The sequence below is a fragment of the Cellulomonas sp. P4_H4 genome (genome assembly GCF_056400865.1).
Map to the genome: position 1 here is coordinate 729,517 of NZ_JBFUKL010000002.1, position 22,105 is coordinate 751,621.

Annotated in this window: 26 protein-coding genes; 11 read left to right on the forward strand and 15 right to left on the reverse strand. The window is 71.1% G+C overall.

Going from position 1 to position 22,105, the window contains the following annotated elements; translation table 11 throughout:
- Nucleotides 1-58 precede the first annotated feature (58 nt).
- The 4 genes from AC1DPN_RS09590 to AC1DPN_RS09605 form a co-directional block, all read right to left on the reverse strand.
- The gene (locus AC1DPN_RS09590) at nt 59-187 is read right to left on the reverse strand and encodes a molybdopterin oxidoreductase (protein WP_477084500.1); all 129 of its coding nucleotides are present in this window, start codon (nt 185-187) and stop codon (nt 59-61) included.
- Nucleotides 188-299: 112 nt separating this feature from the next.
- Nucleotides 300-824 carry a hypothetical protein gene (locus AC1DPN_RS09595; protein WP_477084501.1) on the reverse strand — a complete coding sequence of 175 codons (525 nt, stop codon included), beginning with the start codon at nt 822-824 and terminating at the stop codon, nt 300-302.
- Between the two features lie 125 nt (nt 825-949).
- Nucleotides 950-3,685, reverse strand: coding sequence for a bifunctional acetaldehyde-CoA/alcohol dehydrogenase (gene adhE, locus AC1DPN_RS09600; protein ID WP_477084502.1), 2,736 nt, complete (start codon nt 3,683-3,685; stop codon nt 950-952).
- 142 nt (nt 3,686-3,827) lie between these two features.
- Nucleotides 3,828-5,549 (reverse strand): cation:proton antiporter, encoded by a 1,722-nt coding sequence (locus AC1DPN_RS09605; RefSeq protein ID WP_477084503.1) that lies wholly within the window; start codon nt 5,547-5,549, stop codon nt 3,828-3,830.
- A 93-nt stretch (nt 5,550-5,642) separates the two neighbouring features.
- Here AC1DPN_RS09605 and AC1DPN_RS09610 point away from each other — a divergent pair, with 93 nt between their 5' ends.
- The 3 genes from AC1DPN_RS09610 to AC1DPN_RS09620 are packed head-to-tail and all read left to right on the forward strand — an operon-like array spanning nt 5,643 to nt 7,526.
- Entirely contained in the window at nt 5,643-6,266 is a 624-nt protein-coding gene (locus tag AC1DPN_RS09610; protein ID WP_477084504.1) for an isochorismatase family protein, read from the forward strand.
- Between the two features lie 10 nt (nt 6,267-6,276).
- On the forward strand, nt 6,277-6,744 hold the full coding sequence (locus AC1DPN_RS09615; RefSeq protein WP_477084505.1) for a hypothetical protein: 468 nt from the start codon (nt 6,277-6,279) through the stop codon (nt 6,742-6,744).
- A 50-nt stretch (nt 6,745-6,794) separates the two neighbouring features.
- Complete coding sequence (locus AC1DPN_RS09620) at nt 6,795-7,526, forward strand: ZIP family metal transporter (protein ID WP_477084506.1); 732 nt, start codon at nt 6,795-6,797, stop codon at nt 7,524-7,526.
- A gap of 12 nt (nt 7,527-7,538) precedes the next feature.
- On the opposite strand, the gene AC1DPN_RS09625 is transcribed toward AC1DPN_RS09620, so the two are convergent.
- Both AC1DPN_RS09625 and AC1DPN_RS09630 read right to left on the reverse strand, forming a co-directional pair.
- Entirely contained in the window at nt 7,539-8,051 is a 513-nt protein-coding gene (locus tag AC1DPN_RS09625; protein ID WP_477084507.1) for an N-acetyltransferase family protein, read from the reverse strand.
- Nucleotides 8,048-8,413, reverse strand: coding sequence for an ArsR/SmtB family transcription factor (locus AC1DPN_RS09630; protein WP_477084508.1), 366 nt, complete (start codon nt 8,411-8,413; stop codon nt 8,048-8,050). The genes AC1DPN_RS09625 and AC1DPN_RS09630 overlap by 4 nt, the downstream gene beginning before the upstream one ends.
- A 101-nt stretch (nt 8,414-8,514) precedes the next feature.
- Here AC1DPN_RS09630 and arsM point away from each other — a divergent pair, with 101 nt between their 5' ends.
- Both arsM and AC1DPN_RS09640 read left to right on the forward strand, forming a co-directional pair.
- Nucleotides 8,515-9,264, forward strand: coding sequence for an arsenite methyltransferase (arsM, locus tag AC1DPN_RS09635; protein WP_477084509.1), 750 nt, complete (start codon nt 8,515-8,517; stop codon nt 9,262-9,264).
- Entirely contained in the window at nt 9,264-9,476 is a 213-nt protein-coding gene (locus tag AC1DPN_RS09640; RefSeq protein WP_477084510.1) for a hypothetical protein, read from the forward strand. Before arsM ends, AC1DPN_RS09640 begins: the two co-directional genes overlap by 1 nt.
- Nucleotides 9,477-9,507: 31 nt before the next feature.
- Here AC1DPN_RS09640 and AC1DPN_RS09645 read toward each other — a convergent pair whose 3' ends face one another.
- The 5 genes from AC1DPN_RS09645 to AC1DPN_RS09665 all read right to left on the reverse strand — a co-directional run bounded on the left by AC1DPN_RS09645 (nt 9,508) and on the right by AC1DPN_RS09665 (nt 12,905).
- Nucleotides 9,508-10,029: a DsrE/DsrF/DrsH-like family protein gene (locus tag AC1DPN_RS09645; protein WP_477084511.1), complete on the reverse strand. Its 522-nt coding sequence runs from the start codon at nt 10,027-10,029 to the stop codon at nt 9,508-9,510.
- Between the two features lie 26 nt (nt 10,030-10,055).
- On the reverse strand, nt 10,056-10,370 hold the full coding sequence (locus AC1DPN_RS09650; RefSeq protein ID WP_477084512.1) for a TusE/DsrC/DsvC family sulfur relay protein: 315 nt from the start codon (nt 10,368-10,370) through the stop codon (nt 10,056-10,058).
- A gap of 13 nt (nt 10,371-10,383) precedes the next feature.
- Complete coding sequence (gene sqr, locus AC1DPN_RS09655; RefSeq protein ID WP_477084513.1) at nt 10,384-11,619, reverse strand: type III sulfide quinone reductase, selenoprotein subtype; 1,236 nt, start codon at nt 11,617-11,619, stop codon at nt 10,384-10,386.
- Nucleotides 11,616-11,906, reverse strand: a complete 291-nt coding sequence (locus tag AC1DPN_RS09660; RefSeq protein ID WP_477084514.1) for a dsRBD fold-containing protein — start codon at nt 11,904-11,906, stop codon at nt 11,616-11,618. The genes sqr and AC1DPN_RS09660 overlap by 4 nt, the downstream gene beginning before the upstream one ends.
- Before the next feature lie 132 nt (nt 11,907-12,038).
- Nucleotides 12,039-12,905, reverse strand: a complete 867-nt coding sequence (locus AC1DPN_RS09665) for a universal stress protein (protein WP_477084515.1) — start codon at nt 12,903-12,905, stop codon at nt 12,039-12,041.
- 169 nt (nt 12,906-13,074) lie between these two features.
- Between AC1DPN_RS09665 and AC1DPN_RS09670 the strand changes: the two genes are divergently transcribed.
- Genes AC1DPN_RS09670 through AC1DPN_RS09680 form a run of 3 tightly spaced genes read left to right on the forward strand, consistent with a single transcriptional unit; the run spans nt 13,075 to nt 15,724 of the window.
- A complete protein-coding gene (locus AC1DPN_RS09670; RefSeq protein ID WP_477084516.1) occupies nt 13,075-13,800 on the forward strand; it encodes a VIT1/CCC1 transporter family protein in 726 nt (241 codons plus the stop codon).
- 20 nt (nt 13,801-13,820) lie between these two features.
- Nucleotides 13,821-14,486: a response regulator transcription factor gene (locus AC1DPN_RS09675; RefSeq protein ID WP_477084517.1), complete on the forward strand. Its 666-nt coding sequence runs from the start codon at nt 13,821-13,823 to the stop codon at nt 14,484-14,486.
- A complete protein-coding gene (locus AC1DPN_RS09680) occupies nt 14,483-15,724 on the forward strand; it encodes a sensor histidine kinase (protein WP_477084518.1) in 1,242 nt (413 codons plus the stop codon). Before AC1DPN_RS09675 ends, AC1DPN_RS09680 begins: the two co-directional genes overlap by 4 nt.
- A gap of 44 nt (nt 15,725-15,768) precedes the next feature.
- On the opposite strand, the gene AC1DPN_RS09685 is transcribed toward AC1DPN_RS09680, so the two are convergent.
- A complete protein-coding gene (locus tag AC1DPN_RS09685) occupies nt 15,769-16,251 on the reverse strand; it encodes an FMN-binding protein (RefSeq protein ID WP_477084519.1) in 483 nt (160 codons plus the stop codon).
- The gene (locus tag AC1DPN_RS09690; protein WP_477084520.1) at nt 16,251-17,618 is read right to left on the reverse strand and encodes a ferredoxin reductase family protein; all 1,368 of its coding nucleotides are present in this window, start codon (nt 17,616-17,618) and stop codon (nt 16,251-16,253) included. The genes AC1DPN_RS09685 and AC1DPN_RS09690 overlap by 1 nt, the downstream gene beginning before the upstream one ends.
- Before the next feature lie 127 nt (nt 17,619-17,745).
- Between AC1DPN_RS09690 and AC1DPN_RS09695 the strand changes: the two genes are divergently transcribed.
- Nucleotides 17,746-18,246: a DUF2231 domain-containing protein gene (locus tag AC1DPN_RS09695; RefSeq protein ID WP_477084521.1), complete on the forward strand. Its 501-nt coding sequence runs from the start codon at nt 17,746-17,748 to the stop codon at nt 18,244-18,246.
- Between the two features lie 29 nt (nt 18,247-18,275).
- On the opposite strand, the gene AC1DPN_RS09700 is transcribed toward AC1DPN_RS09695, so the two are convergent.
- Both AC1DPN_RS09700 and AC1DPN_RS09705 read right to left on the reverse strand, forming a co-directional pair.
- Nucleotides 18,276-19,034, reverse strand: a complete 759-nt coding sequence (locus AC1DPN_RS09700; protein ID WP_477084522.1) for a lysostaphin resistance A-like protein — start codon at nt 19,032-19,034, stop codon at nt 18,276-18,278.
- 35 nt (nt 19,035-19,069) lie between these two features.
- Nucleotides 19,070-19,930: a CPBP family intramembrane glutamic endopeptidase gene (locus AC1DPN_RS09705; protein ID WP_477084523.1), complete on the reverse strand. Its 861-nt coding sequence runs from the start codon at nt 19,928-19,930 to the stop codon at nt 19,070-19,072.
- Between the two features lie 319 nt (nt 19,931-20,249).
- On the opposite strand from AC1DPN_RS09705, the gene AC1DPN_RS09710 reads away from it, so the two are divergent.
- Both AC1DPN_RS09710 and ppk2 read left to right on the forward strand, forming a co-directional pair.
- Nucleotides 20,250-21,056 carry an SDR family NAD(P)-dependent oxidoreductase gene (locus AC1DPN_RS09710; RefSeq protein ID WP_477084524.1) on the forward strand — a complete coding sequence of 269 codons (807 nt, stop codon included), beginning with the start codon at nt 20,250-20,252 and terminating at the stop codon, nt 21,054-21,056.
- A gap of 111 nt (nt 21,057-21,167) precedes the next feature.
- Nucleotides 21,168-22,097, forward strand: coding sequence for a polyphosphate kinase 2 (gene ppk2 / locus AC1DPN_RS09715; RefSeq protein ID WP_477084525.1), 930 nt, complete (start codon nt 21,168-21,170; stop codon nt 22,095-22,097).
- The last annotated feature ends 8 nt before the right edge of the window (nt 22,098-22,105 follow it).

Consider the following 22,105-nt stretch of genomic DNA (forward strand, 5'->3'; position numbering starts at 1 on the left):
AGCGCGTCTGCCGTGCGGCGATCGAGACCCGCCGGAGCGGGCCGAGGAGCGGTTGCGCTCAGCTCACCAGTCCCGCGGCAGCGGTGAAGCCTGCCGCGACGACCAGCCCGAGGGACGCCCACGCAGTCACGATCCACCACTCGACGTGGTGGTGCCGCAGCTCGCGTGTCGCCTGACGATGTGCCATACCTTCAAGATCGGCAGGGAGGCGGCTGCATACAACATCCCGCGCCGTCGAGCAGTGAATTCACCCCTTCACAGGGCCCCAAACCGCGCGAACCGTGAGATTCCGCGTCGCGTCAGGAGCCGGCGCTGTCCAGCTTGTCGCTCAGGGCGGCCAGCTGTGCGGAGAGCGCATCGAGGGCATCTGCTGCCGAGCCGGACGCCGACGCCTTCGCGGAGTCGACCTCCGCCTGCGCGTCCTCGACCTTCTGCTTCGCGTCGTCGAGCTTCTGCTGTGCGTCGGCCGCACCGTCCGCCTTGGCGTCGTCGATCGCCGTCTGTGCCTCGGCGACGGCGGCGCTGGCGTCGTTGACCGCCTGCTGGCCGTTCGCGTCGAACGACTGGAGGTCGGCCGCGAGCTCGTCGACCTTGGCCTTCGCGTCGCTCGCCGCCGACTTCGCCTCGTCGACCTTCGCCGTCAGGTCGTCGACCGCGGCGCTCGCCTGCGATGCTGCATCCTTGGCCTTCTGCGCGGCATCGTCGACGTCTGAGCAAGCGGTCAGACCGAGAGCCAGCGTGCCTGCGACGACTGGCAGCAGGAGCCGTGCCAGTCGTCGGGAGGTCGGGGTGGCCGCGCCGTGCATGGGATCCTCCGTCGTCACATCTGGACAGTGCGTGAGGTCCCCGAGACTATCGCCGTGGCGGGTGGGCGCCACCCCGGAAACCCACCCGCCGCGGCTGCTTGTGGATCAGGACCCGCGCGGTGCGCGGGTCCTGATCGTGCTGGTCAGGCCAGGGCGTCCTGCGTGCGACGTGCGCGCACGTCCTGGACGGAGCTCCCGTAGTAGGCCGCGACCATGAGGTCCTTCATGTCGTCGATCATCGGCATGCGCGGGTTGGCCGGTGCGCACTGGTCCTCGTAGGCACCCATCGCGACGTCGTCGAGCTGGTTGAGGAACGAGGCCTCGTCGACACCCTGCGCCTGGAACGAGGCAGGGATCCCGACCGCTGCGCGCAGCTCCTCGACGGCCTGTGCGTACGACTCGACACCCTGCGCCGGCGTGGCCGCAGGCAGCCCGAGCATGGCCGCGATCTGCTGGAACCGCTCGGGAGCCACGTAGTGCTCGTACTTGGGCCAGCTGGTCAGCTTGGTCGGGATGGTGCCGTTGTAGCGGATCACGTGCGGCAGGAGCGTCGCGTTGGTCCGGCCGTGCACCAGGTGGTGCGTGGAGCCGACCACGTGGGCCATCGCGTGCACGATCCCGAGGAACGCGTTGCCGAAGCTCATGCCCGCGATCGTCCCGGCGTTGTGCATCTTCTCCCGGGCGTCCTGCGTGGCAGGGTCGTTCGGGTTGCCGTTCACCGACGTCGCGAGGTTGGCGAAGATCAAGCGGATCGCCTGCAGCGCCATGCCGTCGGTGAAGTCGTTGGCGTAGACGCTGACGTAGGCCTCGGTGGCGTGCGTCAGGGCGTCGAAGCCCGAGTCGGCCGCGAGCGATGCCGGCATCCGCGACGTGAGCACCGGGTCGATGATCGCGACGGACGGGGTCAGCGCGTAGTCGGCCAGCGGGTACTTCTTGCCCGCGTCGGGGTCGGAGATCACCGCGAACGGCGTGACCTCGGCACCGGTGCCCGACGTGGTCGGGATGCAGACGAGCTGCGCCAGCTCACCCAGGACCGGGAACTTGAACGCGCGCTTGCGCACGTCGAAGAACTTCTGCTTGAGGTCGGAGAACTCGATCTCGGGGTGCTCGTACAGCAGCCACATGACCTTCGCGGCGTCCATGGGCGAGCCACCGCCGAGCGCGATGATCGTGTCGGGACGGAAGTGACGCATCTGCGCCGCACCCGCCTGGACGGTCTTGACCGACGGCTCGGGCTCGACCTGGTCGATGATCTGGAGCGCGACCTTGCTGGGGCGGCGGTTCAGGACGTCGATGATCTTGTCGACGAAGCCGAGGGTCGTCATGGTCGCGTCGGTGACGATGGTGACGCGCTCGACGTCCGGCATGTCGGAGAGGTACCGGATCGAGTTCGGCTCGAAGTAGGTCTTGGACGGAACCTTGAACCACTGCAGGTTGTTGTTCCGGCGACCGACGCGCTTGATGTTCAAGAGGTTCACCGCCGAGACGTTGTTGGACACCGAGTTGTGGCCGTACGAGCCACAGCCGAGCGTGAGCGACGGGATGAACGCGTTGTAGATGTCGCCGATGCCGCCGAGCGACGAGGGCGCGTTGACGATGATGCGCGTGGCCTCGACCCGGATCCCGAACCGCTCGGCGAGCGCCTCGTCGCGGGTGTGGATGGCGGCCGAGTGACCCAGACCGTCGAACTCCACCATCTGCTCGGCGAGCGTGATGCCGTGCTCGGTGCTCGTCGCGCGCAGGACCGCCAGGACGGGCGCGAGCTTCTCGCGGGTCAGCGGCTCCTGCGGTCCGACCGAGGGGACCTCGGCCAGGATGATCGACGTGTCGTCGGGCACCGAGAAGCCGGCCTGCGCCGCGATCCACGCCGGCGACTGGCCCACGACGGAGGCGTTGAGCTTGGCGCCGGCGCAGTTGGTGCTCTCGGCGGTGACGCCGAAGATCAGCTGCTCGAGCAGCGCCTTCTCGGCCGGTGTCGCCCGGTAGGCGTGCAGGACGTCGAACTCCGCCATGGCGGCGTCGTAGATCTCGTCATCGAGGATGACGGCCTGCTCCGAGGCGCAGACCATGCCGTTGTCGAACGCCTTCGAGAGCACGATGTCGTTCACGGCGCGCTTCAGCTTGGCCGACTTCTCGATGTACGCCGGGACGTTGCCCGCGCCGACACCGAGTGCCGGCTTGCCGCACGAGTACGCGGCGCGGACCATCGCGTTGCCGCCGGTGGCCAGGATGAGCGCCACGCCCGGGTGCTGCATGAGGGCGGTCGTCGCATCGATGGACGGCTGCTCGACCCACTGGATGCAGTCCTGGGGAGCACCCGCCGCGACCGCGGCGTCACGCACGACGCGGGCTGCCGCCACCGACGAGCTCTGCGCGCTCGGGTGGAACGCGAAGATGATCGGGTTGCGGGTCTTCAGCGCGATGAGCGACTTGAAGATCGTGGTCGACGTCGGGTTGGTCACGGGGGTGACGCCGCAGACGACGCCCACGGGCTCGGCGATCTCGGTGATGCCGGTCAGCTCGTCGTGCGAGATGACGCCCACCGACTTGAGGCCGGAGATCGAGTTGGTGACGTGCTCGCACGCGAAGATGTTCTTCACGGCCTTGTCCTCGAAGACGCCACGACCGGTCTCGGTCACCGCCAGGCGGGCCAGAGCGCCGTGCTGGTCGAGGGCCGCGACGGACCCCTTCTTGACGAAGCGGTCGACGTCCTCCTGCGTGAAGTGCGCGTACTCGGCGAGCGCCACGGTCGCACGAGAGACGAGCTCGTCGATCGGGTCGGGAGTCGCGATCGCGTCTGCTGCGTCACCGGCAGGCGCCTTGGTCGAGGTCTGGGAGTTGCTCTTTCGGGCCGGGCGGTCCGTGACGGTCACGGTCATGCTCCTGTCGCTGCCGGGGTGGTGGCTGATGGCTACGACGCTACGGAGCGGGCCCGGGGCCGCGATAAAGGCAAAGGTCCCTATTGGGGCATGACCGGTCCGTGGCAGCGCCCGCGAGAGCCTCTTTCGACGCTCCAGGACGTCAGGTCCGGACCCGCGACAACCACGACGACGACAGGCTCTCGTCCTCCAGGTCGAGCTCGCGCATCACCCGGCGCATGACGACCTCGTCGAGCTGACCGGAGTCGCGCCAGTCCATGAGGACCTCCCTCTGGGCGGACACGATCTCCCTCTGCAGCTTCTGGGTCTTCTTCCCCTCGGCGGGCGTCGGAACGTCCGACGAGCTCACCGTCCGCAGGGCACTGGTGACTCCCGAGACCTCCTCGGGCCGGAGGCCTTCCTCGGGGACGCGGTCGTCGGCGGACTCGGGGTCGAGCATCACCGCGGCGGCGGTCGCCCGGTTCCGCCAGCCGGCCGAGAGCTTGTCGATGAGCTCGCCCGCACGCTCCGGCCCGAGGCGCCGGCTCCAGTCGGCTCGCTGCCGCTCGAGCACCTGCTCGACCGCGTCGGCGGTCGCCAGACGGAGCGAGGCCTCCTGCGCGGCGTCGCTCGCGGTCTCGTCGGCACTGCCGACCTTGAGCCGACGGATGACCCAGGGCAGCGTGAGCCCCTGGATGAGCAGCGTCCCGATGGCCACCGAGAAGGCGACGAGCTGCAGGGTCGCACGCTCCGGGAAGGGGTCGCCGTTCGACAGGGTCACCGGGATCGCGGCCGCCGCGGCGAGCGTCACGACCCCGCGCATCCCCGCCCAGGACACGACGGCGGACTCCCTCGCGGAGAGCGAGTCCATGGCCGGCCGGTGGCTCCCGCGCAGGCGCAGGTTGTCGAAGCGGGCGGTCGCGAAGATGTAGACCGGCCGCACGAGGATCACGGCCGTCAGGACCGCGACCGACAGCGCGATCCCGTGCCGCAGCCCCTGGTCGGAGGCGATGACGTCACGGACCAGCCACGGCAGCTGCATGCCGATCAGCGCGAACGTGAAGGACTCCAGCAGCAGGTCGACCGTCGACCAGATGGGCTCCTCGTACAGCCGCGTGGCATACCCGGCGCGCGGCGAGGTGTGCCCGAGGTAGAGCCCCGCCGTCACCACCGCCAGCACGCCGGACCCCATGATCTGCTCGGCACCCCAGTAGGCGGCGAAGGGCGTGAGCAGGCCGATCGCCGAGGCGACCACCGGGTCGTCGAGCCGGAGCCGCACGACGTGCACGACGAGCCCGATGGCCATGCCGACCCCGACGCCCACCACGACGGCCAGGCCGAAGATCGCGAGGCCCTCGCCGAGTGCCCAGGCGCCCGTCGCGACGCCCGTGAGCGCGACCTTGTACAGCGTCAGCGACGTGGCGTCGTTGATCAGGCTCTCGCCCGAGAGCAGCGTCATGACCCGCCGGGGCAGGCCGAGCCGCCTGCCGACGGCCGCCGCGGCGACCGCGTCCGGCGGCGCGACGACCGCACCCAGCGCGAGAGCGGCGAGCAGGGGGATCGCGGCTTCGTCGAGCCACCAGTACACGAGCGCCGCGACGAACGCCGTGACTAGCACGAGCCCGACGCCGAGCCGCGTGATCGAGTTCCACGAGCTCCGGAAGTCGCGGTACGAGCTCGACAGCGCGGCCGAGTAGAGCAGGGGCGGGAGGACGAACTCGAGGAGCAGCTCGGGCTCGATCTCGTAGCGGGGCACCCCGGGGATCAACGAGACGACGATCGCGCTGCCGACGAGCACCAGGGGAGCCGGCCATCCACGGTTGCGGCACAGCGCCGTGACGACGACGGCGACCACCACGAGTGCGAACACCTGGACGTGCTCCATGCCAGGCCCTCCGCTCGGCAACCACGGGTCTCGGCGACCCTACAAGCGGTGCGTCGTCCTACGCTCGGTGGAGGGCCACGACCGGAGGGCATCATGAGACGCACCGCGCTGATCGTCGTCGACGTGCAGAACGACTTCTGCGAGGGCGGCGCGCTCGCCGTCGACGGTGGTGCGGCCGTCGCGGCCGGGATCACCGGCTACCTGCAGCAGCACCCGTACGACGTCGTCGTCGCCACGCGCGACTGGCACGCCGCGCTGCCCGACACGAACGAGGGACACTTCGCCGTCGACGACGATCCCGACTACGTCACGACCTGGCCGGTGCACTGCGTCGCGGGGACGCCGGGCGCCGAGTACCACCCGTCGCTCGGGTTGCCGACCGGCACGGTGCACGTGGTCAAGGGAGAGTCCCGGCAGGACTACTCGGGCTTCTCGGGCCGGGTCGTCGACCAGGAGGCGACGGACCTGAAGGATCTGCTGACCGGGCGAGCGATCGAGCGTGTCGACGTGGTCGGCCTCGCGACCGACCACTGCGTCCGGGCGACGGCTCTCGACGCGACCGCCGCGGGGTTCCCGGCCACGGTCCTGACCGACCTGACGGCGGCCGTCGCCGCGCCGACCACCGTCGCGGCCCTCACCGACCTGGTGCTGGCCGGCGTCAACCTCACGCGATCCAGCAGGCGCTCGGCCGACGTGGCCGCGACGCGTGCGGACTGACGGTCGCCCGATGGTCGCCCGTGGCGTCGGCGCCGCCCTCGTCCTCGTCGCGACCCTCGCCGCGTGCAGCGCGTCGCCGGTCGGCCGGGCCGGGGTCGGCCTGGACGACGAGGGTCGGTTGGTGGGCTACCTCGAGGTCTGCAGCGATCACATCGACGGCGTGACGATCACGGGTCCCGATGACGAGGATGTCGTCGGGCGCTGGCAGTCGTCGACGCCGGTGACGCACTCGGCGAGCTGGGTGATGGCCGATCCGCAGGACGGCTGGACGACGGTGGACCCGATGCGCGAGCTCGAGCCGGGCGTGACCTACAGGGTCCACGGGTGGACGCAGGACGACACGTTCGAGGCGTCGGGCGTGGAGTTCACGGCCGAGGACCTCGCGTCGATCGAGCCCGGTCAGGTGCTCTTCCTGGACGACGGGTACGTGTCAGGCGGCGCACCGGACGTCTTCCGCACGTACGCGTGCAACCCGTGACACGCCTCAGAGCCCGGACATCTGTTCCGTCGCCCTGAGAGGATCCGTTCATGGCGGGTGCGTTCGGGTGGGGGCTGCTCGCGGCCAGCTCGTTGGTGATCGGCGCCCTCGTCGCGCTGTTCCTGCACATTCGCGTCCGGGTGATCGGCCTGATCATGGCCTTCGGCGCCGGCGTGCTGATCAGCGCGGTGGCGTTCGACCTGGTCGAGGTCGCCTCGGGCATGTCCACGGGGAACGGTGCGCTGATCGGCGGCCTGTTCGCGGGCTGCCTGGTCTTCTTCGGCGGTGACCTGCTGATCGACCGCTTCGGTGGAGGTCAGCGCAAGGACCTCACCGGTGGCCAGCAGAGCGGTTCGGCCCTCGCGATCGTGCTCGGGACCGTCCTGGACGGGATCCCGGAGTCGATGGTGATCGGGCTGACCATCTTCCAGGGCGGGGAGGTCGGAGCCGCCTACCTGGCGGCCGTCTTCATCTCGAACCTGCCGGAGTCGATCGGCTCGACGACCGGTCTCGCGACCGCCGGGTGGAGCCGGGCGCGGATCCTGGGGATGTGGATTGCGATCGCCCTCGTGTCGGGCCTCGCCTCGGCGGCCGGCTACGGCCTCTTCCAGGACGCGTCCCCGGGCGTGCTCGCCTTCGTGCTCACCTTCGCGGCCGGTGCGATCCTCACCATGCTCGCCAACACGATGATGCCCGAGGCGTTCGACGAGGGCGGCAAGCTCGTCGGGATCGCCACGACGCTCGGCTTCGCCGTCGCCTTCACGATCCACCTGCTCGACTGATGCCCCGTGCTCTCAGGAGACGGTGTCGAGCCGCTTCTCCATGAGGACGACGTCGCGCCACCGGCCCTCGAACGGGCCGTAGGTCATCCGGCCGAGGCGCTCGCGGGTGCCGACGGTACGGAACCCGGCGGCGGTGTGCAGCGCGATGCTCGCGGTGTTCTCGGGGAAGATCCCGGACTGGACGGTCCAGACCCCGGCGGTGGCCGCCGAGTCGAGCAACGCGTCGAGCAGCGCCCGACCGACGCCACGGCCGCGGGCTGTGGGGTCGACGTACACCGAGTGCTCGATCACCCCGGCGTAGACGCACCGGTCGGACACCGGCACCGCCGCCGCCCAGCCGAGGACCCGCCCGTCGTCGTCGACGGCGACGAGCCGGTGCTCGCGGACCTTGCCCGCGTCGAAGTCCTCCCAGGTCGGCGGGGCCGACTCGAAGGTGGCGTGCCCCGTCGCGATCCCGGCGGCATAGATGCGTTCCACCTCGGGCCAGTCCTCGGCGGCCAGCGGGCGCAGGTGGAACCCGGTCATGCGGCACCGCTCGTCAGGTGCGTGCCGAGGTGGCGGGTGACGGAGTCGAGCGCGCCGGGGACGAGCGCGAAGTACGCCCACACACCGCGCTTGTCGCGCGTGATCAGGCCCGCGTCGGTCAGCACCTTCAGGTGGTGCGACACGGTCGGCTGGCTGAGGCCCACGGGCTCGATGAGGTCGCAGACGCACGCCTCTGCGCCGTCCTGTGCGGCGATCAGGGAGAGAAGGCGCAGGCGCGCGGGGTCCGCCAGAGCCTTCAGCGTGCGGGCGAGCTGGATGGCGTCCTGCTCGCTCATCGCCGTGCTCGTGGCGGGCGTGCAGCAGGCGGCCGGAGAGACGACGGGAAGGAGATCGAGAGCCATGCGGCAAGTATGAGACAGAAATTGACGGTTGTCGATATTGACACCGGTGAATGTCTGGGTCCAAGATGACATCGACGGTGATCAATATCTGAGGAGGAACCATGGACGACGTCCGCGAGCAGGTCCGCCAGCGCTACGCTCTGGCGGCTGTGCAGACCTCGAACGACGACTGTTGCGGCGGTTCGTGCGGAGCCAGGGCCGAGGTCGACGAGACCTTCGGTGCCGCGCTGTACGACGCCACCGACGTCGCAGGGCTTCCCGTCGAGGCGGTCGCGGCCTCGCTGGGCTGCGGCAACCCGCTGACCGTCGCCCAGCTGTCGGCAGGGGAGCGCGTGCTCGACCTCGGCTCGGGCGGCGGCATCGACGTGCTGCTCTCCGCCCGGCGCGTGGGCCCGACGGGCTTCGCGTACGGCGTCGACATGACCGACGAGATGCTCGACCTCGCGCGAGCCAACGCCGACCGCGCGGGTGCGACCAACGTCGAGTTCCGCAAGGGCACGATCGAGGAGCTGCCGTTCGACGACGGCTCGGTCGACGTCGTCATCTCGAACTGCGTCGTCAATCTGTCGCCCGACAAGCAGGCCGTCCTGGGCGAGGTGTTCCGGGTCCTGGCCGACGGCGGCCGGGTCGGCATCTCCGACGTCGTCGCCGAGGACCACCTGACCCCCGCGGAGCGCGCAGAGCGCGGTTCCTACGTCGGTTGCATCGCGGGCGCGCTGTCCCGCTCCGAGTACCTGACGGGCCTGGCCGACGCCGGGTTCGTCGACACCGAGGTCACCTTCACCCACCAGGTCGCGGACGGCATGCACGGTGCCGTCGTCCGCGCCCGTAAGCCCACCGAGGAGCACTGATGCACCCCGACCTGTACTACGTCGTCCACCAGCAGCGCGAGCGCGAGCTGGAGGCGCGCCTGCGGCACAGCCGGGCTGTCGCGGAGCGCGCACCCGTACCGAGCGCCCCCCGAGCTCGTCGGCAGCTGGGCGACGTGCTCGCTCAGCTGGCGCAGCGAGCCCGGGCCGCGCGGCCGGCACCTCGGGCGGCAGTCGCCTGCTGCCCGGCCTGATCACCTCTCGTAGGCGGCAGGGGACCAGCTGCTAGATGAAGAGCAGCTGGGCCCCGTCGGTCTTCTCGATGAAGTCGCTGGCGCTGATGATGCCCTCGACGTCCTCGTCCAGGTCGGCGAGCGTGAGGTGGTTCATGTCGGCGGAGAGCCGGCACGCCCACAGGTGGCCGCCGGACGCGACGATCTGCTCGAGGAACTCGGGCACGTCAGGCACGTCGAGGTCCGCGATCGCCTTCTTCAGCTTGGCTGTGGCCATGGCGGTCATGCCTGGCAACCCGCCGAGGCCCTGCGGCATGTGGGTCGCCGTGTTGCCGAGCATCGTGAACTTCAGGTCGGCCATCGTCGCCTTGGTGATGATGTCGAGGCCCCAGAACGTGAAGAACAGGTGGGTCTCGACGCCCTCGCCGAGCGCCGCGTTGGCCAGGATCAGGCCCGGGTAGGCCATGTCGAGGTTGCCCTTGGAGCAGATGATCGCGAGCGTCCGACCCGGTGAGGTGTCGTCGCCGAACTGGGGCACGACGACGGTCTCGGTCTCGGTCTCGATGGTGGTCATGGCACTGCCTCTCGTCGTCGTTCGGGTCAGACGCAGCCGACGGGCTTGGGCAGACCGGCGACGTAGGCCATCTTCTTGGCGGGCTTCTGCGGGAAGAGGCGGAACAGGTCCTTCACGGCGACCCCGCTGCCGGCCGACGCCCGCCTCAGGGTCGCGGTCTCGCCACGCTGCGCGAAGTCCTCACGCAGGAACGTGAGCACGGCGCGGTGCTCGTCGGTCAGCGTCAGACCGATCTGCTGCGCGAGAACGGTCGCGAGCTCGTCGTCCCACTCGGACAGGTCGGTGAGGAACCCCTCCGCGTCGACGTGGACCTGGTGACCGTCGAGAACGGTGACTGGCATGGCACACCTCTTCCTAGGGGGTACTGACGGGGGTCTGCTTGCCGACCATCGACATGGCCGGGGCGAGCGGCATCGGCCGCCCGGGCAGGAGGACGTTCCAGTAGACCCAGCGGAACGCGAGCTTGCCGAGGTGGTTGGCCCGCGTCTCCTTGAGCAGGCTCATCGGGCCCACGTACGGCGCGGGGAACGTGCCGGGCATGGGCTCGGTGTCGTAGTTGAAGTCGAGCAGGAGGGCCTTGCCGTCGCCCGACTCGATGAAGCAGTTGGCGTGCCCGTCGAACGAGTGGGTCATGGTCCGCCCCGCTGCCAGCTCGACCAGGTTGTCGACGAGGACGTCGACCGCGAAGTGCGCGACGGAACCCGCCTTGGAGGTCGGGATGTCCGAGGCGTCGCCGACCGCGAAGATCCGAGGGTCGGCGGTGGACTGCAACGTGTGCTTGTCGACGGGGACGAACCCCAGCTCGTCTCCGAGCCCTGAGCGGGTGACGAAGTCCGAGCCCATGTGCAGCGGGACCGTTACCAGCAGGTCGAACGGGACCTCCCGACCGTCGTAGGAGACGAGCGTCGTGCCCTCGATGTGCTCGACGAGGAAGTCGGCCTCCACGGCGACCCCGCGCTCGGCGAGCATCGTGCCGAGTCGCTCGGACGCGATCGGCTTGGTGAACGCCCCGTCCAGGGGAGTGACGAACACCAGCTCGGTCTCGGAGCGCAGCCCGTGCCGACGCAACCAGGCGTCGGCAAGGAACGTGAACTCGAGCGGCGCGACCGGGCACTTGATCGGCATGTCGGTCACGTGGACCACCAGCCGTCCGCCGCGGAAGTCCTGCAGCGCCGCGGCCAGGGCCTTCGCACCGTCGAGCGTGTAGAAGTCGAAGATGCTCTTCCGCCACTCCGCGCCGAGCATGCCGGGTGTCTGGTCGGGCCGCAGGACCGTCCCGGACGCGATGACGAGGTAGTCGTACGGCAGGAGGCGGCCGTCCAGGAGCAGGACCTCCTGCGCGGCCACGTCGATCCGGTCGACGGGCTCGAGCACGAGCTCCACGCCGTCGCGCACGAACGCATGGCGTGATCGCACGAGGTCGTCGGCCGTGCCGCCGAACGGCACGAAGAGGAAGCCCGGCTGGTAGGCGTGGGCATCGTCGCGGTCGACGACGGTGATCGTCCACGTGTCGTCGAGCCGGCGCCGAAGCTTGTTGACCAGCATGGTCCCTGCGGTTCCGGCGCCGAGGACGACCACGTTCCTGCTCATGGCCGTAGGTGGACGATCTGCACGTCTTCGTGCTCGATCGCCTCGATGTCGTCGGACGTCGCCTCGAGCAGCCGGTCCGCGAGGTTCCGCAGCGCACGCGCCGCGGCGAGCTCCTCGCCGATCTCGGGCACGTCGAGGTCCTGGGGCGCACGGCGTGCGCGACCGTAGCCGTCCAGGGTGGTCCCGCTCGACGTCGAGAGCACGGCGTGCGCTTTGGTCAGCCCCGTCTCGTGCCTCGGGTCATCCGTGTCGAACAGGTAGATCGCCACTTTCCAGGTCCGTGTCATGGCACCTGCTCCCTTCCACCCGACGAGGTCGCCCCGCCCGAGTGGTGGGGTTCTCCCCACGTCTCACACTTCGCCTGAGCACGTGCGGCAGATAGGGCACAACGTCCCGACCCGACGCGGCGCGGTCGCGACCTACGCGGGGCGCGCGACGAGCACGGGACACGGCGAGTGGTGCAGAGCGGCCTGGCTCACCGATCCCAGCAGGAGCCCGCGGAAACCTCCGCGGCCCCGGGAACCCACGACGAGCAGTCGTGCGTCCTCGGCGGCGGCGAGGACGACCGGCGCGGGATGTCCGCGTCGCACGACAGGTCGCACCTCGACCTCGGGATAGCGGTCGGCGTGCCCGGCCAGGCTCTCGGCGAGCAGGGCCTTCTCGGCGATTCGGAGCTCCTCGAGCTCGTCCGGCGTCCAGCCCGGCACGGGGCCGGCCATCGGGGGCGGCTCCCACGCGTGGACGGCGACCAGCGGGACACCGAGTCGGGACGCCTGGTCGAACGCGAGGTCGACGGCTCGGACGCTCGTGGGTGAGCCGTCGACGCCGACGACGACAGGGAGCGTCGGGTCCGACGGTCCGGGTGCGCCGCCGCGCAGCACGACGACAGGGCAGTGCGCGTGCGCAGCGACGGCGACGCTGACCGATCCCAGGAGCAGGCCGGCGAAGCCGCCTCGGCCCCGTGAGCCGAGGACGACGAGGCGGGCGTTGGCGCTCGCCTCGACGAGCATGGCGGCCACGCTCTCGCGAACTTCGAGCTGGGTGGTCACCTCGAGATCCGGGTCCACGCCGTACGCGCGCTCGACGGCTCCCGCGAGAACCTGGTTCCCGAGCTGGGTGGTCAGGTCCAGGTGGGAGCCGGCGACGACATAGGTGTCCACGATCGTGTGGGCCACGTGCAGGATGCGCAGCGGGGCGCGGAGGCGGGCGGCTTCCGCCGCGGCCCATCTCAACGCCTCGTCGGCGTGCTGGGAGCCGTCGTAGCCGACGACGATCGTCCGGTTCATCTCGCACCTCCGATGGGTGCCTCGCGAGTTCCTCCGACATGTCCACGCTCCTCGGCTCGTCCGGCGCGTGGACAGGGTCCGAAGTCCCGTCGTGGCGACGGACCGCAGCCAGGAGAGGCGAGCCACACCTTCGTGGCGCCGGGTCGTCGAGCGGCCTAGCGTCGACTTCATGGCAGCGCTCGGGGGATCGACGGCCCGACTGGTCGACAACGGTCGGGGTCGCGACGCTGCGCGCCTGAACTGGCTGCGCGCCGGGGTGCTCGGTGCCAACGACGGGATCATCTCGACCGCCGGCCTGGTCGTGGGTGTCGCGGGGGCGACGACGCAGATCGGGCCGATCCTCGTGGCGGGCATCGCGGGACTGGTCGCGGGCGCGGTGTCGATGGCACTCGGCGAGTACGTCTCGGTGAGCAGCCAGCGCGACGCGGAACGCGCGCTGATCGAGCAGGAGCGACACGAGGTGGAGAACGACCCCGAGGGCGAGCTGGACGAGCTCATCGGGATGTACGAGTCCAAGGGCCTGTCGCGTGCCACGGCCCGCGCGGTCGCGGAGGAGCTGACGGCCATCGACCCGGTCGCGGCTCATCTGGACGTCGAGCTCGGGCTCGACCCCGGGGCGCTGACGAACCCGGTGCACGCGGCCGTCTCGTCGGGTGTCTCCTTCACGGCCGGGGCGCTCCTGCCGTTGCTGGCGGTCACGCTCGCCCCGGCGTCGGTCCGGGTCGCGGTGACGTTCGCCGCGGTCCTGGTCGCGCTGGCCGTCACCGGCGGGATCAGCGCGCGTCTCGGTGGCGCCCGTCGTGTCCCGGCCATGGTGCGGCTGGTCGTCGGGGGTGCCGTGGCCATGACCGTGACCTATGCCGTCGGCCGGCTCCTCGGTGTGTCGGGTCTCTAGGGCCACCGGTGGAGCCCGGAGTGGGGACTGGGGTGCCGCTGCTCCTGGTCGAGGACGACCGGCAGCTGGCCGAGATGCTCGAGCAGATCCTCGCCGGCGAGGGGTACGACGTCGACGTCGCACCGGACGGGCAGCGCGGCCTGCACCTGGGTCTGACCCGCAGCTACGACGTCATGGTGCTCGACCGCGGCCTGCCCGCGATCGAGGGCCTCGACCTCCTGGCCCGCCTGCGCTCCCGGGGCGTCCTGACGCCCGCCCTGGTCCTGTCCGCGCTCGGGAACCCGGCTGATCGGGTGGCGGGTCTGGATGCCGGGGCCGAGGACTACATGAGCAAGCCGTTCGACCTCGACGAGCTCGCAGCGCGGCTGCGCGCCCTGCGTCGGCGGCACCACGACGAGGCGACGACGATCCGGGTGCCGGGTGGCTCGCTGGACGTCGGCTCCCGGGAGGTCGCCCTCGCCGGCGGACGGTCCGTGAGCCTGACAGAACGCGAGAGTGCGCTCCTCGAGGTGCTGGCGCGGCGGCCCCGGCACGTGTTCAGCCGACCGGACCTCCTGGACCGCGTGTTCCCGGACGCCGAGGACGAGGGCGTGGTCGACACCTACGTGTACTACCTACGTCGCAAGCTCGGGCGCACGAGCGTGTCCACCGTCCGGGGCTCCGGGTACCGCCTGGGTGACGCATGACGGACCTGACAGCCTACGAGCGACGCGTCGTCCGGCGCACGTCGTGGCGGCTGGGGCTCCAGATCGCCGGGCTCGCACTGGTCGTGCTCGCCGCGGTGTCCGCCACGGTCCTGGTCGTCGTGAGCCGGTCGCAGCACGCCGCGGCCCTGTCCCAGGCGCGCGCGGCGGTGCACTCCATCGACGACGTCCACGACGCTCCTGCCGGCATGTGGGTCGCGGTCGTCCACCACGGTGACCTGGAGACCTCGGCCGACCTGCCGACCGGACTCCCCGACGCCGACGCCCTGCGCGAGGTGGCCGAGAACGGGAGCGACGTGCGCACGACGGTCTCGACCAGCGCGGGTGAGGTCACGGTCCTCACCGGGCGTTCCGGGGACCGGGTCGTGCAGGCCGCTCTCGACCCCCGCGCCGGGCACGAGGAGCGCGAGCGGCTCGTCGCGGCGCTGCTGGTCGCCGGCGGGGTGGGGGTCGCGCTGGCCGGGCTCGGTGGTGCGTGGCTCGCGCGTCGGGCGGTGCGGCCGATGGTGGGTGCCCTGAGCCTGCAGCGGCGGTTCGTCGCCGATGCCAGCCACGAGCTGCGGACGCCGCTGACGCTGCTGTCGACCAGGGCCCAGCTGCTGGACCGGCACATGACGGCCGACTGGGGGACGTCGCCGCCGGACCGCGTGCAGCACGACGTCGACGGGCTCCTGGCCGACACGGCCGCCCTCACAGCCGTTCTGGACGACATGCTCCTGGCGGCGGACGCCCGGTCGGTCGACCCGGTCCCGGTCGACGTCGCCGGTGTGGCCGACGACGTCGTCGAGGCGGCGCGGGCCTCGGGGGAGCGCCGCGGCATCACGCTGACCCGGTCGGGCGATCCCCGGGCTGTCGCCCTGGCCTCGACGGCCTCGGTCCGGCGTGCCGTGACGGCGCTCGTCGACAACGCGTTGGACCACGCGGCCCGCAGCGTGGAGGTCGCTGTCGAGGTGGCCAACGACCGCGTCATGGTCTCGGTGCAGGACGACGGTCCGGGGCTGTCCGCCGACGAGGCCGACCTGTTCCGACGGTTCGCGTCGCACCGGAACGCGACGGACGGCGACCCGGAGCGGCGCCACTACGGGATCGGCCTCGCGCTCGTCGCCGAGGTCGCGTCCCAGCACGGGGGCTCGGTGCGGGCGTCGTCGCGTCCGGGCGGGGCCGCAGGAGCGGTGATCACCCTCGAGCTGCCGGCAGCTCCGCACCCGACCGGCCGGTGAGGATCCGCCGGCCCGCCCGACCCCAGGACCTCGCGCAGGACGCGTCAGCCCCGTTGGTCGATCGCCGACTGGACGGACTCGCGGTACCCCTGTGACGTGTACGTGGCGCCCGAGACGGTGTCGATGTGCGCCGACTGCGCGGCCACCACCTCCTGGGCCAGCACGGGGACGGAGCGGTCCGAGATCTGGGCGCTCTCGCGCTCGCGGTTCGGCGCCTGCAGCGTCTGCACGTCGGTGATCTGGCTGCCCGTGAACGTCACGGCGACCTGCACCGCGCCGTAGCGGTTCTGCGCGACCGACCCCACGATCGTCACGGTGTCGGACGTCGTGGCGGAGCCGCTGGCCGTGCTCGTCGAACCGCTGGGCGCTGCCGGGGCCGTCGACGCCGGGCTCTCCACCCCTGAGGCGGCGGCCGCCGGGGCGGCGGGCTCAGGCACCACGCCGGCGAACCGGCTGACACCGGCCGCCGCCATCGCCGCGGCGGTTCCGACGAAGATCAACGTCCCTCGCCAGGGTCGGGAGGCCATCAGCCCAGCTCCTCTCGGTGGATCGCCGCAGCCGGCACCCCGAGGGCGCGGGCCGAGCGGGCGACGGTGGTCATCATCGCGTCGGGTCCGCAGACGAACACGTCCCGCTCGGCGATGTCCGGGACCGCCCGGGCCAGGTACGTGGGCGCCAGCGGGTCGTGCCGGAGCTGTGCCCGCCGGCCGGGCAGCGGGAGGTAGCGCAGCCACCGGGACGACGTGAACTCCTCGGCGAGGGCCAGCCCGTCCGCGGTGTGCGCGCGGTGGATCACGACGATCTCGTGCCCGCGCCGCAGGAGCTCCTCCGCCAGCGCGCGGATGGGTCCGATCCCGGCGCCGCCCGCGACCAGGAGCACCTTCGGGGCGGTCGCGCGCTCCGCGGTGAACCGGCCGAACGGTCCCTCGACGAGCACGCGCGTCCCGGCGCGGACCTGCGCGACGGCCGACGAGTGGTCGCCGAGCGCGCCGACGGTGAAGCGCAGGCTGTCGTCCGTCGGGACCATGGACAGCGAGTAGGGGTGGGCGGTACCGAGGTGGCCGCGCGTCAGGAAGCGCACGAGGAAGTACTGGCCACCCTGGGCGCCGAGTCGCTGCAGGCCCGCGCCCTCGAGCCACACGCTCGCCAGCCCGCGCCCCTCGGGCACGACCGCCGTCACCCGCAGTCGGTACCGCCTGTGGTCCAGCAGCGGCAGAGCCACGCGCCACGTGAGGATCGCCGCCGCGGTCCCCGCGTAGAGGAGGATCCAGGCGAGCCGGGCAAGGGGGTCCGACACGAAGTGCGTCCCGCCCGCGATCTGGTGGAAGAACGTCAGGAAGATCGCCACGTAGCTCGTCAGGTGCACCGCGAACCAGACCTCGTACGACAGGTGCTGCCGCGCCAGGCGGGCGCTCGACAGCCCGACGGCGAGGAAGAGCGCCGTGCCGATCACGGCGGGCCACAGGTACGGCTGCGTCGCCAGGATGCCCGGCACCTCGGACCACAACGTCGTCCGGTCCAGCCACGCGCCGCCGACGATCATGAGGACGACGTGGGTGGCGATCAGCAGGACGACCGTGGTGCCGAGCGACCGGTGCCACGACACGAGGCGATCGAGCCCGACCGACCGCTCGAACCAGGGCACCCGCGCGATGAGCAGCAGCTGCGCGCAGACCAGGAACGACCCGAGCAGACCGGCCAGCTCTCCGAGGCTCATCACCGCACCACCGGGCGTCGCACCGACCAGCGGTGACGTCCCCAGCCACCAGAACGCCAGCATCCCGAGCGAGCCCGCCCACAGCGCGGCGAGCACACCCGAGGGACGCCGCCCCGGACGCCGTGCCGCCGGGGCGGCGACCGTCGGACGTGCGACGTGAGCGGTGGTCGTTGCCATGCGAGGAGTCTGTCGCTGCGTTCTCAGAGGATTCTCGGAGCGCGCTGCCAACCCGTCGCCACCTGTGAGAAACCTCTGAGAATCCGTCCGTAGCGTCCCGCTCGCATCCCCTACGACGGAGGTCGGCGTGAACGAGGTCAACGGTCTGCCCACGCACATCCTGCTGGTGCACGCGGTGGTGGTCCTGCTCCCGCTCGCCGCGCTGCTCGTGGCGGTCACCGCGTGGTGGCCGACCCTGCGGCGCAAGCTCGGGGTGCTGACGCCGCTGCTCACCCTCGGCGCCACGTTCCTCGTGCCGCTCACGACGCACTACGGCGAGTGGCTCGAGGGTCACGTGCCGCACTCGGACCTGGTGGAGGAGCACGCCGAGCTCGGCGACCAGATCCTTCCGTGGGCGCTGGCGCTCTCGGCGCTGTCGGTCGCCGTCTGGCTCTGGGGCCGCTACGTCGACGGGCACGACGGGGCGCGCAGCGGGCGGGACCGCTGGCTCGGGATCGTCGGCGGGGTCCTGGCTGTCGTCGTCGCCGCGGGCACGATCGTCGCGGTGGTACGCGCCGGCGACTCCGGGGCGCGGGCCACCTGGGACGGCAGGGTCTCCACCCAGCAGTCGAGCGATGGGGACGACTGACCCCCGGGCTAGTTCGCCGCGCGAGCCGCTCAGGGCACGGGCGTGATCGCCTCGCGGGCGGGTGTCCGGCGGTAGCGGACGAGCACGACGACCAGGGTCCCTGCGGCGAGGAGGTACACGACGGGGAGGAGGAACGCGCCCACGTCGTTGACGACCCCGTCGCCGGGGTGCAGGCCGCTGAGGAACGTCGAGAAGTCCCACGACCCGTGCAGCACCATGGCCGCGACGAGCGCGCCGGTGCCTCGTCGGGCGAGGTAGAAGCCCAGGCCCGCGAGGCCGGCGAAGAACATCTGCAGGACCGCTCCGGGCTCGCCCAGCAGGAGGTTCGTCAGGTGGAAAGCCCCGAACCAGAGCGTGGTCCAGCCGAGGGCGGCGGCCTCGGACCGCGTGCCCTGCCGCAACGAGCGCAGCACGATCCCGCGGAACAGCGTCTCCTCGGTGAAGCCGACCAGGACGCTCGCCACCAGGACCGCCAGGACGTGGGTTGCGTCGAGCTGGTCCCAGGACACACCGAGCAGTCCGAGGACGAGGCTGACTGCCATCACGATCGGGAGCGCCCACACCACGCCGCCGGCCGAGAGCCGACGGGCGTCGCGAAAGACGAAGTCCCACCGCGACCACGCCAGGAACGCGATCAGCCAGACCGCGCCGACGGCCAGCGGCAGGACCGCCGAGCGCAGGGTCGTGCTCGCCGTGTCGAAGAAGTGCTCGTACTGCACGCCCGAGACGCGCATGAGCCCGACGACGAGCACGACGTAGACGACGAACACCACGGCGGCGACGGGCACGGACGGGGTGATGCGAGCCGCTGGACGGACCCCCGTCATGCCGGCAGCGGTTCCCGCGTGCGGCGGTCTGCGACGCGGCCGCGGATGAAGATCAGCAGGATCAGGCCGATGGCGATGAGCGGGAACGTCGCCACCGCCGCGCCGGACAGGAAGCCGTTCTCCGCGGCGCCCGTCTTGAGCTCGTCGACCGCGCCCGTGGCAAGGATCGTGGTCGGGTCGGTGAGACCGTGCAGGACCATCGCGACCGCGAGGAACCCGGTCACGCGCATGGTCAGGTACATGAGGACGCCGAACGCGAGCGTGTAGAGGACCGTCGGCCCGACGGTCGTGAACGACTGCCCGCCGATGAGGTTGACGAGGTGGGAGAGCCCGAAGAGCAGCGAGGAGAGCGCCGCCACCGCCCACTCGCCGTGACCGCCGTCGCGCAGCATCTTCACGCCGAGGCCTCGGTAGGTGAGCTCCTCGACGAACCCGATCAGCAGTCCGGTGGCGAGCATGAAGACGACGACCGCCGCGCTGTGCGCGCCCCAGTCGATCCCGAGCAGGCGCAGCACGATCGGGATCAGCACGACGACGGGGGCGATCCACATCCACCACGACCTGTAGATCGGTTGGCGGCCGAACAGCTCCCGGGTCCAGCCCATGTACGACGAGAAGGCGAGCAGGACGACCGCCCCGACGGCGAGGCTGAACGTGATCTGGAAGAGGATGGCGCCGACGCTGCTGAGCAGCTCGTCGTCGAGGTAGTGGCCACCGATCTTGCCGCCGACGAAGCCCGCGAGCTGGTAGATCGCCAGGTAGACCACCAGGACCAGGAGGAACCGCCAGAAGCCTCCGCGGTTCAGGAACCCGCGCAACCCGGACTCGGTCGGGATCCCCGCCGCGACGTCAGACATGGCGGGCTCCCCGGACGGGCGAGGAGGTGGTCAGGTGCGCAGTACGCATGAAGGCCCCAAGTCGTCGTGAGCGACGACCTGACGTCACCGTGCATCGGACGATGACGACGTTGTGCAGCTCCGCCAGGCCGTGCCCGCGACGCTACCTGCTCCCTGACCTCGCGCAACGGGAGGGGGCGGTGGCTCTGGCTGCCCACGGGTGCGGGCGCCGCGCACGTGCCTTGCAGTACGACGCCCTCCCGGACTGCACGGTTGGGTGACCAGGAAAACGTCGTGCGAGCGGTCGTCGAGTCGAGCGAGTCTCGCGCGTCATCACGTCATGGAACTCCAAGAGCGAGTGGCAGTGGTGTACGGCGGAGGCGGCGCCGTGGGCGGTGCAGTGGCGAGGGCGCTCGCGCGCGAGGGCGCGCGGGTCTACCTGACAGGTCGCTCGTCGACCGCGGCGCGGGCGGTCGCCGACGAGATCGTCGCGTCGGGGGGCCAGGCATCCGCGGCCGCAGTCGACCTGTCCGACTGGGGCGCGGTCGACGCCTTCCTGCACGGCGTGGTCGACGAGGCGGGCGACTTCGACATCGTGGTCGACGCGACGGGTGGCGACCACGCCCAGGGTGTCCCCCTCCGCGAGGTCGGACTCGCGGACTACCTGGCACCCATCACGGCGATCACGACCAACGCCTTCGTCGCCGGTGCGACGGCAGCCATCCACATGACCGCAGTCGGCAAGGGCGTCATCGTCCTGCTCTCCACGACCGCGGCGCGCGTCACGCTGCCGTCCGACGGGTTCGGTCCCGCGTGCGCCGCCGTCGAGGCGTTCGCCCGGCAGCTCGCCGGTGAGGTCGGACCGCACGGTGTCCGGGTCGTCTGCGTCCGCGCGGACGCCGTCCCGGGCTCCGTGGCCGCGGGGTCGTATGCCGGCGCGATGTGGTCGCGGGCGGCCGAGGCGAACGGATCGACGCTCGATGCGGTCATGACGGCGGGTGGACTCGGGGTGCCCGGCGCGCTCCTGCGTGGTGAGCTCACGCTCGCCGCCCTCGGGGACACCGTCGCGTTCCTCGCCTCCGACCGCGCGAGCGCGATGACGGCGACCGTGACGAACCTGAGCAGAGGCGCGTTGCCCGACCTGTGATCACGAGGACGAGCCGTGTGGCTGATCGCGATGCCGGCCTCGGTCACATCGTGGTGCCGTCGGAACGACGCAGCTACAGTCGACGTCCTCCCGTCCTGCCAGGAGGACTCCATGGACCCGACGCTCGATCTCGACGGCTACCGACCTGACGCCGACGACAACCTGCGCGAGTACATCGACCGGCTCGTGGCCGAGGGCTACACCGTCGGCGGCGGCGAGGGTGCCGACCCCGTGCTCATCGACCCAGGGGGCAAGGCGGTCGAGACGTGGCGTGAGGACTACCCGTACGAGGTGCTGATGGATCGCGAGGAGTACGAGGTAGCCAAGTACCGGCTGCAGGTCGAGCTGCTCAAGCTGCAGTACTGGGCGGAAGACAACGGCGAGCGGCACATCCTCGTGTTCGAGGGACGTGACGCCGCAGGCAAGGGCGGCACGATCAAGCGGTTCGCGGAACACCTGAACCCGCGCGCGGCGCGCGTCGTGGCGTTGAACAAGCCCACGACCACGGAGCAGGGCCAGTGGTACTTCCAGCGCTACGTCCAGCACTTCCCCACGTCGGGGGAGATCGTGATGTTCGACCGGTCCTGGTACAACCGCGCGGGCGTGGAGCGGGTGATGGGCTTCTGCTCCGACGACGAGTACGCGGCGTTCATGCGCCAGGCCCCGGAGTTCGAGCGGTTGATCATCGACGACGGCACCCATCTGACGAAGTTCTGGTTCTCGGTGACCCGCCGCGAGCAGCGCACCCGCTTCGCGATCCGCCAGATCGACCCGGTCCGTCGCTGGAAGCTGTCCCCGATGGACCTCGAGTCGCTCGGCCGTTGGGAGCTCTACTCCGCCGCCAAGGAGGCGATGTTCGCCGGCACGGACACCGATCACGCGCCGTGGATCACGATCCGCAGCAACGACAAGAAGCGTGCCCGGCTCAACGCCATGCGCTACTTCCTGAGCCAGTTCTCCTACGAGGGCAAGGACGAGGACGTCATCGGCCAGGTCGACCCGCTCGTCGTCCAGCGCGGGCGGCACACGGTCGTCGATTGACCAGGACC